Source organism: Idiomarina sp. UBA4206 (assembly GCF_002383015.1).
Taxonomy (GTDB): Bacteria; Pseudomonadota; Gammaproteobacteria; order Enterobacterales; family Alteromonadaceae; genus Idiomarina; species Idiomarina abyssalis.
On record NZ_DFTS01000002.1, the window covers coordinates 1 to 10,884 of the forward strand.

General features: G+C 45.9%; 11 protein-coding genes. 4 read left to right on the plus strand and 7 right to left on the minus strand.

Features of this window, described 5'->3' with window-relative positions:
• Nucleotides 1-160: 160 nt before the first annotated feature.
• Together B3180_RS00100 and dnaQ are read right to left on the minus strand one after the other, a co-directional pair.
• The gene (locus B3180_RS00100) at nucleotides 161-1,489 is read right to left on the minus strand and encodes a TIGR03503 family protein (protein ID WP_278358779.1); all 1,329 of its coding nucleotides are present in this window, start codon (nucleotides 1,487-1,489) and stop codon (nucleotides 161-163) included.
• Nucleotides 1,474-2,181 carry a DNA polymerase III subunit epsilon gene (gene dnaQ / locus B3180_RS00105; protein ID WP_054488322.1) on the minus strand — a complete coding sequence of 236 codons (708 nt, stop codon included), beginning with the start codon at nucleotides 2,179-2,181 and terminating at the stop codon, nucleotides 1,474-1,476. Before dnaQ ends, B3180_RS00100 begins: the two co-directional genes overlap by 16 nt.
• Before the next feature lie 51 nt (nucleotides 2,182-2,232).
• Here dnaQ and rnhA point away from each other — a divergent pair, with 51 nt between their 5' ends.
• The gene (gene rnhA / locus B3180_RS00110) at nucleotides 2,233-2,706 is read left to right on the plus strand and encodes a ribonuclease HI (RefSeq protein ID WP_273023931.1); all 474 of its coding nucleotides are present in this window, start codon (nucleotides 2,233-2,235) and stop codon (nucleotides 2,704-2,706) included.
• 1 nt (nucleotide 2,707) lies between these two features.
• Here the strand turns inward: rnhA and B3180_RS00115 are convergent, their stop codons facing one another.
• Complete coding sequence (locus B3180_RS00115; RefSeq protein WP_273023932.1) at nucleotides 2,708-3,097, minus strand: rhodanese-like domain-containing protein; 390 nt, start codon at nucleotides 3,095-3,097, stop codon at nucleotides 2,708-2,710.
• A gap of 15 nt (nucleotides 3,098-3,112) precedes the next feature.
• Entirely contained in the window at nucleotides 3,113-3,868 is a 756-nt protein-coding gene (locus tag B3180_RS00120) for a methyltransferase domain-containing protein (protein ID WP_278358780.1), read from the minus strand.
• A 74-nt stretch (nucleotides 3,869-3,942) separates the two neighbouring features.
• Here B3180_RS00120 and gloB point away from each other — a divergent pair, with 74 nt between their 5' ends.
• From gloB to B3180_RS00135, 3 genes are read left to right on the plus strand one after another with little or no spacing between them, the layout of a single operon-like run.
• Complete coding sequence (gloB, locus tag B3180_RS00125; protein ID WP_222235521.1) at nucleotides 3,943-4,704, plus strand: hydroxyacylglutathione hydrolase; 762 nt, start codon at nucleotides 3,943-3,945, stop codon at nucleotides 4,702-4,704.
• A 48-nt stretch (nucleotides 4,705-4,752) separates the two neighbouring features.
• The gene (locus B3180_RS00130) at nucleotides 4,753-6,384 is read left to right on the plus strand and encodes a lytic transglycosylase (RefSeq protein ID WP_199494171.1); all 1,632 of its coding nucleotides are present in this window, start codon (nucleotides 4,753-4,755) and stop codon (nucleotides 6,382-6,384) included.
• Nucleotides 6,385-6,392: 8 nt separating this feature from the next.
• On the plus strand, nucleotides 6,393-6,899 hold the full coding sequence (locus B3180_RS00135; RefSeq protein WP_222235523.1) for a hypothetical protein: 507 nt from the start codon (nucleotides 6,393-6,395) through the stop codon (nucleotides 6,897-6,899).
• Here B3180_RS00135 and ligA read toward each other — a convergent pair.
• From ligA to B3180_RS00150, 3 genes are all read right to left on the minus strand, one after another.
• Nucleotides 6,896-8,908 carry an NAD-dependent DNA ligase LigA gene (gene ligA / locus B3180_RS00140; protein ID WP_222235524.1) on the minus strand — a complete coding sequence of 671 codons (2,013 nt, stop codon included), beginning with the start codon at nucleotides 8,906-8,908 and terminating at the stop codon, nucleotides 6,896-6,898. The genes B3180_RS00135 and ligA overlap by 4 nt on opposite strands.
• A gap of 12 nt (nucleotides 8,909-8,920) precedes the next feature.
• The gene (gene zipA, locus B3180_RS00145; protein WP_222235525.1) at nucleotides 8,921-9,820 is read right to left on the minus strand and encodes a cell division protein ZipA; all 900 of its coding nucleotides are present in this window, start codon (nucleotides 9,818-9,820) and stop codon (nucleotides 8,921-8,923) included.
• A gap of 21 nt (nucleotides 9,821-9,841) precedes the next feature.
• The coding region (locus B3180_RS00150) for a chromosome segregation SMC family protein (RefSeq protein ID WP_414654001.1) at nucleotides 9,842-10,884 on the minus strand (1,043 nt) is incomplete at its 5' end.

Below are 10,884 nucleotides of genomic sequence, written 5' to 3' on the forward strand. Positions count from 1 at the left end.
ACCAACTGAACTACCACTCCGCATTAGTACTACACGTTGAAGTCTCCCTCAACGCGGCGTGCATATTACGAGTGAGGGGCAAATGAGTCAACACTTTTTTTAAAGATTTTTGCCGACTGTCTGATTTATATTCAGATCTGCGCTTTTTTAACCACAAAGGTCATTTTTTACCACTTTTCTCTGCATTTCCTGTTTCAGGATTAGCCGCTTCAGTGGATACTTTCTTTTGTCTGAATTTAAACCACCACAGCGCAAACAAAGCCAGTCCAATCAAAACAAAATTTACGACAACAATGATGATCAGGTTCGTCATTGCCTGCTTTTCTTTTATTGCTCGTTCCTGACGAGCCTGCTCCCGCTGTCGCTCTAATTCTCTTTGCTGCTGCTCAGCAAGTTCGGCTGCGGTAGGCTCAGGTGGTGGAGGCTCTTTTGCAATAAAGCTGAAGTCGTCAATTCTGGCCTCAAACTCCCTACCATCGGCAGTCGTCGCAAAAATATCCAAGTCGACTAAATGCTTACCAAAGGCCAGGTTTGCAATCTCAACATGGTGCGGAAACCCTTCGGTTTCGCTGACAGTGAATTTACGTACTTCACCATTAGGAAAAGCTGTTTCACCATTAATAACCAAACTGTTTGGGTCTATCCAGTTGTCATTCACTTCAATCTGCAACCGGTGATTCTCGTCGACAGATTCAGACTGGATAACTTCAAATTCAACAGGCAGGGGCTCAACTTCAAGCGGGCCAAACTCAAACACTCGTTGATACAGCGGTGTTGTCATTTCATAAGTCGCCATCCACTCACCGGGTTCAACACTCAGGTTAAAAAAGCCGGTAAAAACACCGTCACCAGCTTGCTCATCGTGTCCCCGTCCATTATCTTCAAATTGGGCAACCCGCGCTGGATTAGCACCAAAATTATCAAAATCCGGGTTATTCGTGCTGACAAAAAGCACATCTAATATGACTGTTTGGCGAAAACGTGCAGTTTCGACTGTTTCATCGCCATTATAGAGCTTACCCTCAACTTTTAGCTCTTCATGCTGAAATAAAGGATTCGGCAACGGTTCGGCTTCAAAACGAATATCAGAAATTACCAATGCTTTATTATCTTCATCGATACGACCCGCAGCCTGCCATGGACCTGGCTGAGGTTCTTTAATTCGAATAATGTCAAAATTAGGATCGGTATACCACGTAACTTTATTTTCTGGGTAGCGTGAGTCATACCATTTACTGCCATCCGGTTTTATCAAAACCAGAGGTTTACTGCCCGGCTCCCGAAAAAACAGTAAGGTAATTTCCTCGACATTGTCGTCGATACGAAAGCGTTGGCCTTTAATTGGCAACTTATTGGTAATATCGCCCTCTATCAGGCTCATCGCCTGCTTTTCAACTTCCTCTTTAGAGTCAACATCACTAAAACTCTGTATCGCGAGTGCTTTTGAGCTAGTCGCCAGAACCAGTAATAAAGCTAAGAGTCTTGCCACAGACAGCGCCCACCTTCTTCTTTAACTCGCGCTAAACGCGCCTCATGTAATGCTTCTTCATCGGCCGTTGCGCGTAAAACCTTTAATGCCGGAGGGTTAGTCACTCGCTGGTGCTCAACTTTTTGCGAACCATCCTGATGATTTTTTCCGTGGCTAGCCAGGTTCAAATCTGTCTGACCGCCTGTCATCATTAAATAAACATCAGCCAGAATTTCAGCATCCAACAATGCGCCGTGCAGTTCACGAGACGAGTTATCAACACCAAAGGCACGGCACAAAGCATCCAAATTATTTTTTTGCCCTGGCCGCATTTCGCGCGCTAACTGCAAAGTATCCAGTACCGTACAGTAGTCATTCGTTAAGCCGACATTCGGTCTTATACGGCTAAACTCAGCGTCCATAAAACCCACATCAAAAGGTGCGTTGTGAATCACTAACTGCGAACCTTTAATGAACTCGATGAAATCGTGAACAACCTGAGCAAATACAGGCTTGTCGGTCAGAAAGTCGTTCGTTATTCCATGAACCTCAATGGCCTCCTGCTCAACCACCCGCTCAGGATTAATATAAACATGGAAATGATTACCGGTTAATTTGCGGTTAATAAGCTCCACACAGCCAATTTCGATAATTCGATGGCCCTTGGCAGGGTCAATCCCGGTAGTTTCTGTATCTAATACGACCTGACGCATGCTGAAATCCTGATATACTCGCTGAAAACAATGGATATAGTAGCAAGTAACATGTCGAACTCAAAAACTGTTCATTTATATACCGACGGCTCTTGTCTGGGGAATCCCGGTCCGGGCGGTTATGGTGCCGTGCTGGAATATGGCAAACATCACAAAGAGCTAAGCCAGGGGTATCAGCTAACAACCAATAATCGAATGGAGATGCTGGCTACTATTGAAGGTTTACGTGCTCTAAAACGTTCATGTCACGTTATTCTTACAACGGACAGTCAATATGTAAAACAAGGCATTGAACAATGGATGCAACGCTGGAAACAAAATGGTTGGCGTACGTCGGCACGTAAAGCGGTAAAAAATAAAGATCTTTGGCAACAACTGGATCAGGAAGTTAGTCGTCATAAGGTCGAGTGGAAATGGATTAAAGGCCACTCCGGACATAAACAAAATGAGCGTTGTGATGAACTGGCCCGCACCGCCGCAACGCGCGAGCCACTATTAGAAGATAAAGGGTTTGAAGGCGAGTAAATTACTCGCCGGCAACTACCGGCAGTTTTTTCTCCTGCCAGGCACTCATCCCTCCATCGACGCTATAAACGTCGTCGAATCCCATGCGTTGCAGACTTTCCGCTGCCAGAGCTGAACGCCCACCGGTACGACAAATAAGATACAGAGGCTTCTCAGCAATGCGCTCAAGTGCATTATCATAACCTGCCACATCGGGGTGTTGATTCAATTGCATTTCCAGCACACCCCTGGGCATATTCACTGCTTCGCGAATATGACCCTGACCGTATTCCGCAGGTTCTCTCACGTCGATGACACGAGCGCCCTGCTCTATCGCCTTTTGTAAGTCATCGGTTGTTACTTCTTTTACATTAGATTTCGCTTTGCCACATAACTCTTGTGCTGTAATCATAAATTCAATACCTCTTTAATTGCGTTTAGATTTTGAAAACTGTTTTGTCGTCATTGCCGCTGCCGTTTGTCTTCCATTTACGGCAAGCTGTTTGCGCTGAACCGAGGGTTTCAATCGAGTTATTAAAGTTTGTTTCCTGGCCACAATAAAGTAAGCGGCGCGCATTCCCGGTATCACTTCGCTCAGCTTTGTTGACCAGTCGCTTCCTCTGTGTTCGCTGTGGTGTAAAAAGTGTGAAACATAAAATTCAGACTCAAGCACCTCAAACCCTAAAACTTCCAGCCAGTCTTTTACTCTTATCAACGTAAAATATCGCCCACACCAGGGAAAGCTCTTTTTATGACGAACAAAGAATCCACTCGCTACTGCCGGACTATATGGGTTAAAGCCCGTCAACACCAGCACACCGTCATCGTCCAGAACTCGAGTAACCTCTCTTAATAGCTTGTGTGGATTTTGGCAAAATTCAAGGACAAAAGGAGCAATGAGGTTATCCACACTGTCCTCTTTTAGCGCCATGTCAGTTAGCTCACTGCGCACCGCCACCTTTCCTGCGGCACCTAAAGTCAGCCAGTCTGCGTTACCTCTAAAGCACTCATTGAGTCCCGGCCCCAATGAGCTAATTGCCACCGTCTTTCCTGGTTTCAACCTGCGTTGATGAGACCGGATAAGCTCAGCCGTTTGCTCCACCATGTACTGCCCACAAGCCATTTGCTGCCAATCTTCCGGAGCTGCTAAATCAGTTTTTGAGTACGCTGGTTTAATTAACACGGCTAATTCCTGTATTATGAACTTATCTTCAACTTACTCGCTGGGTTTCTCATCCTAGCGTTATAGGGGTTAACATGCGAGTTCATGCAATTGAAGCTTTTGATGACAATTATATATGGGCGATTGAAACCAGTAATAATGACACGGTTATTATTGTAGACCCTGGAGAAGCTAAACCCGTTCAACAATGGCTGAAACAAAACAATAAAAGTATTGATTCTATCCTGGTCACTCACCACCATTACGATCACACAGGTGGTATTGCTGAATTGGTCCAGGAAACTCCATGTCAGGTCATTGGCCCGAATAACCCTGAAATAAAAACCTTAACTAAAACGGTCAGCGAGGGTGACACAGTAACGGTTGGCGGCACTTCATGGCAGGTTTTTAGTACGCCGGGACATACTTTAGATCACATTAGTTTTTATACTCCAGGTTTCCTATTCTGCGGTGACACGCTATTTTCTGGCGGATGTGGCCGAATGTTCGAGGGCACACCAGAACAGTTTACCCATTCTCTTTTAAAGCTACGCAAGCTTCCGGGTGAAACCCGAGTATTCTGTGCGCATGAGTACACCCAGGCAAACCTCTCATTTGCATTAAAAGTTGAACCAAACAACGCTGTACTGCAAAGTTATGCCGAAAAGGTCAAAATGCTGCGTGAACAAGACCAAATTACTCTACCGAGTACGTTACAGCTGGAGTTAGCCATTAATCCCTTTCTTCGTTTTGATCAAAAAAGTGTTATTGCAGCAGCCAGTGAACATGCCGGAAGTGTAAAAAACACTCCTGAGGACGTTTTTTACACAATTAGACAGTGGAAAGATAACGCGTGATTCTTTAAACTCCTCAAGATTTTAATAATTATCGGAAGTAAATTACGCATGACAAACAGCAAACGAAAGAACACATGGTTTAAGTACTGTATGGTAGCCAGTGGCCTGGCATTAGGTGGCTGCCAAAACACGATGCTGTTTAGCGACAACGACCCGATAGAAACCAACCAGCCATCTGAGCTCAAATTAACACCCATTCCTGAAGAAGTGATTAGCCAGCCCGCTGAAGAGGAAGTTGCTGCGACCAAACCTGTCGAGCTGACACCTCAGGAGCAGGATGACCTATGGGTAAGAATTCGGCAGCAGCTGCATTTTAAGGTACCGGATGTACCCAGAGTACAAAGCCAGCGCAACTGGTATGCGAGTCACCCCGAATATTTGGACCGCGTAGCTAAGCGAGCCGAGCCTTACCTTCACTTAATTGTTGAAGAGCTGGAAAAGCGCGACATGCCGGTTGACCTGGCCTTATTGCCGATAGTAGAAAGTGCCTTCGACCCATTCGCCTACTCCCACGGCAGTGCTTCGGGTGTTTGGCAATTTATTCCAGGTACAGCGCGCCAATATGGGTTAGACATCAACTGGTGGTATGACGGTCGCCGTGACGTTTTCGCAGCAACTCATGCCGCGTTAGACTATTTACAAGCGTTACACCGTTACTTTGACGGCAATTGGATGCATGCCCTTGCAGCCTACAATTCGGGTGAAGGCCGTGTTGCCGCCGCTATTCGAAAAAATGAACGATTAAACAAACCAACTGACTTCTGGAACTTGTCTCTGCCGCGCGAGACAAGAGCTTACGTACCCAAGTTGCTTGCGTTATCAGAAATACTCGCCAACAGTGAAGAGTATGGTATCACGTGGTACCCCATTGAAAACCAGCCAAAACTGGAAGTGGTTGAGACTCCGGCGCAAATTGATTTAGCTTTAGCTGCCGACATGGCTGATATGCCGCTGGATTCCCTGCACCAATACAACTCAGGTTATAACCGTTGGGCGACGGCACCAAACGGCCCTCATCGTTTGCTTCTTCCTCACCAGAATGCGGGAAAGTTTAAACAGGCATTAAGTGAAACTGAGCCTAAAGACTGGCTGAGCTGGACGCGCCATGAGGTTAAATCCGGTGAAAGCCTGTTAACCATTTCCAGTAAATACAATACATCGGTCGACGTCATTCAACAGGTGAATGATATCAGTAGTCATATCATCCGTGCTGGTGAACATCTGTTAGTGCCTGTTGCAACCCTGAATATCGACAACTATAAACTATCTAAGGATCAACGACGTGAAGACCGTCAAGACCAAAAACGTCAGGGTAAACGTCTAGAGCACGTTGTTCAGTCGGGTGATACACTATGGGATCTTAGCCGTGCTTACAGCGTTAATTTACGAGATTTAGCACGTTGGAATTCTATGGCTCCTGGTGATTATTTAAGACCAGGGCAAGAATTGGTGGTTTGGACGGAAGCTGAACCCTCTTCGGCAGTACAAAGCGGTATCAACAGCATTATGCGTAATATCCGATACCGTGTACGCACCGGTGACTCACTGGCCAGGATTGCTGATAAATTTAATGTCACCATTCGTCAAATAGAGCAATGGAATAATATTCAGCGCAATCGTTATCTACAGCCAGGGCAAATGCTTAAGTTAAAAGTAAATGTCACTGAGGTGAGTAGTTGAGGCAACCTATGAATAACTTAAAATTTGTTTTTGTCGTTATAGCATTACTTTTTAGTGCACAAACTTTAGCTGACTGGAAAGCAGAGGGAAGCGGGAAAGTCATTTACCCTTCGGGTCGTACTGAGCCTTTAAATTTTGGTTTCGAATATAAAAAGGTTTATGACACCATTATTTTCACCGCAGGAAAATCTCAGATGCGGACCTCAGAAATGCCGCCGAACTATATTCTCAACCTGTTCGTTAATAAGCAGGGGCAAGTTTATGTAGCTGAATTTGCTAACGGCTTCTTCAAAGGTTTTGAATTAAATATTGGTGAGCATAAAATCAGTGTGAATCACCGTCAGGAATTTGATGAAGAGGAACCTCTTCGGCATCTGCGCGTACAAATTAATGACCGTAGTTTCTTGCTGGATACAACACACCCTACGATCAAATTTGAATTCGACGAAGAAAAAGGCATTATTGATATCAATGGCTCAGGCCTGTTAAAAGACCTGAGCTCCCGCGGGCGCTAGTCTTTTAACAACTGATGCAATGCATCTTCGTCAAGTATTGAAAGCCCAAGGGACTGGGCTTTAGTCAATTTCGAACCAGCATTCTCTCCGGCAACCAAAGCCGTTGTCTTTTTAGAAACACTGGAAGCGACTTTTGCTCCCAGCGCTTCAAGCGCCGACTTTGCTTCATCCCGAGTCATCGTCGACAAAGTACCGGTAATAACATAAGTATTACCCGCCAGGCGATCACTTTGAACAGAGCTGGCGTCTTCGCCTTCCGGCCAGGAAATAAACTCCCTTAGTTCCGCCACAACCTGCTGATTATGAGATTCATGAAAGAAAGACACAATGTGGTGCGCTACAACAGCCCCTACATCCGGGACTTCCTGTAACTGCTCACTATTAGCTGCAACGAGCGCATCCAGGTTTTTAAAGTGATTTGCCAGCGCGTTGGCCGTCGCTTCACCCACTTCCCTAATACCTAATGAATAAATAAAACGGGCTAACGTTGTTTCTTGTGTTGCTTTAATCGCATTTCGAAGATTTTCAGCAGATTTACTGCCCATTCGGGGTAAAGTTGCCAACTCGGCTCTTGATAAACGATAAAGATCCGCAGGTGACTTTATCCAGTCTCTTTCAACCAGTTGCTCTACAATTTTATCGCCTAACCCGTCGATATCCATGGCTTTGCGAGAAGCAAAATGCTTAATCGCTTCTTTGCGCTGGGCCGCGCAATACAAGCCTCCCGTACACCGGGCTACAGCCTCACCTTCGACTCGCTCAATATCTGACTGACAAATCGGACAGAACAGAGGAAACTCAATAGCTTCGGTTTTTTCAGGACGTTTATCTTTTACCACACTCACAACTTGCGGAATCACGTCTCCGGCGCGACGAATACTCACACAGTCACCAATTCGCACACCTAAACGCTCAATTTCATCAGCATTGTGCAAGGTTGCATTCGATACCGTTACTCCTCCGACATTAACCGGCTCTAAGCGTGCTACAGGCGTAATAGCGCCTGTTCTGCCAACCTGGAAGTCGACTCCGGTAATCGTCGTCAGCTGTTCCTGCGCAGGAAACTTACGAGCAATAGCCCAGCGCGGAGCCCGGGCTACAAAGCCCAAATCTTGTTGCAAACGAACAGAGTCGACTTTAAAAACGACACCATCGATATCGTAGTTCAGAGAGTCTCGACGCGCTAAAATAGATTCATAGTAGTCATCACAGCCCTGCACTGAATCAACGGTTTTAATTTCAATGTTGACCGGCAGCCCCCAGTCTTTCAGTTGCTGTAAACGCACATAATGACTATCAGGTAATTGAGTGGTTTCCGAAATTAACCCCAGACTGTAAGCATAGAAATGCAACGGCCGCTTAGCCGTAATTTTAGAATCTAACTGTCGCAAACTGCCTGCTGCTGCATTACGCGGGTTAGCAAACACCTTTTCATCGCGCAAACGAGCTTGTTCATTGAAGCGTTCGAAAGCACCTAGCGGCATCACTACCTCACCGCGCACTTCGAGCCGTTCGGGAACATCGCCGGAAAGCTTTAGTGGCACATTACGAATGGTTTTCACATTTTCTGTAATGTCTTCGCCGCTTTGACCGTCGCCACGTGTTGCCCCTCGTACTAATAGCCCATTTTCATAAAGGAGACTAACTGCAGCACCATCGAGTTTAGGCTCACAACAAAAAGTCACTGTTTGATTAGTATCTAAGCGCTGCTCAACTCTTTTACTGAACGCTTCAAACTCTTCAACAGAAAAGGCGTTATCCAGTGATAACATAGGGACTTCATGCTGAACTGTTTTGAACTGACCGAGCGGCTTCCCGCCAACTTTCACCGTGGGCGACGAAGCATTTTTTAAATCGGGATGCTCAGTTTCTAATGCCTTTAGCTCATGAAATAAACGGTCATACTCAGCATCAGGTACGCTTGGTTCGTCGTTTTCGTAGTATTCTTTATTGTAACGATTAAGTAACTCTTCCAGCTCTTGCATACGCTGGGAAACAGACTGATTCATAATGACCTGTAGTTAAGCTGAATGTTTACGTTCAAACTCACGAATACGTTGGCGAGCTTCGTGAATCGACTGGCGGGTCAATAACTGGCGCTGCCCATCCAAAACCTGTCCTTGCGGAATTTCGGTGGCGAGCTTCTTAGCCGCATTAAGCATCATATTAAAGGCTTGCTGGCCGTCAAACTTCATGGGTAATGCCATGAAAAAGGCAACACCTTCAGTTTCGAAGTTTTCCATATTATCCAGATCAAAAGTTCCCGGGTTGAACATATTCGCCACACTGAAAATCATCGGTCCCGTACCGGCCGTATTTTCATAGCGATGGAAGATACCCAGATCGCCGAACTTACAGCCCAGCTCAGTCATCATTTGCAATAAGACAGCGCCTTGTACCGGCCCCTTAACATGCAAGGCAATAACTTCTTCCGGAACCGCCTCAAAATCTTCAGAGTTTTTCTGATTATCTTCCTCTAACGTTTCGTACTGCTCGACTTCCTCGTCATGTTCGTCGTTATCGTCGAATTTAAGCTCCGTTTGCTCAACGTCAACTTGCTCTTCATTACTGACACGCATAGAGGGTAGTGACTCGGAAAGCTCGTCATCACGATCTAAATCCATCGACATTTGTTCAATATGCTCGTTGTCGTCCTCTTTCTCTGAGGTCGAAGAGCTTAGTTCAGGCGCAACAGACTCTTTGGCTTCTGCCGCTTCTTCCGCCTTATGCTTAACGACACGTACTTCGCCTATACCGTCGTCATCAAAAGCTGACGACTGTTGTTGCCTATTTTCAGCGACGCGTTGTTCACGTTGACGCTGTTGCGCATTGCCTTTACGTATTTTCCAGACGCCATGTGCAACAATGCCGGCTATTGCCAGAATCCCAAGAATACTAAGGGTAATTTGTAAACTGCCCATTTTCGCTCCATAAAGCCTGTTTTAACCAGCGTCTGTCATCGCCACAGCCTGTTCCACATCAACGGCTACTAACCGCGAGACACCCGCTTCTTGCATGGTGACCCCGGCCAGGTGAGTTGCCATTTCCATAGCCACCTTGTTGTGACTAATATAAATAAATTGTACCGATTCCGACATTTCACTGACCAGGCGACAAAAACGACCCACATTGGCGTCATCTAGCGGTGCATCAACCTCATCTAGCAAGCAAAAGGGTGCCGGATTCAAGCGAAATATCGCGAACACCAATGATAATGCGGTCAGCGCCTTTTCTCCACCGCTCAGCAAATGAATTGTACTGTTTTTCTTACCCGGTGGCCGTGCCATGATAGTAACGCCTGTTTCCAGTAAGTCATCATCGGTAAGTTCCAGCGTAGCACTACCACCACCAAAAACTTTAGGAAACAAAATTTGTAAATCATGGTTTATTGCATCAAAGGTTGTTTTAAACCGGTGACGCGTTTCTTTGTCAATCTTACGGATAGCAGCTTCCAGAGTCTCTAACGCCGATGATAGATCATCCACCTGCTGGTCGAGATACTGTTTACGCTCTCTTTGCGCTTCGGCTTCATCAATTGCCGCTAAGTTTATAGCACCGAGTCGTTTTATCTTACTCTGTATTGATTCCAGATCTTGTTGCCACTGCTTTTCGTCAGCTTCAGAGGACAGCTCTTCCAATATACTTTTCAAAGTAAGACCTGTCTCAGCCAGAGTTTCAAGCACGGCCTGACTGCGTTCCTGAAGCTTAACCTGCTCAATTTCAGTGGTTTGCATCGCCTCTTTGGCCTGACCTATTTTGCTTTGAATTGCACTCTGTCCCTGAGTTATTTGTTGCAAGTCATGTTCTAACCGCGACAATTGCTGACGTTGCTCCTGCAATTGTTCCGCAACTTCACCGCGCTTATCCAGTAACTCCGTCAACCGCTCATCGAGTGCATCTTGATTCTCATCTGTGTCTGCAGCCTGTTGCTCACTGCGTTCCTGCAGAAGTTGCTGGTAGCGTTGTTCACTGCGTTGCAGTAACT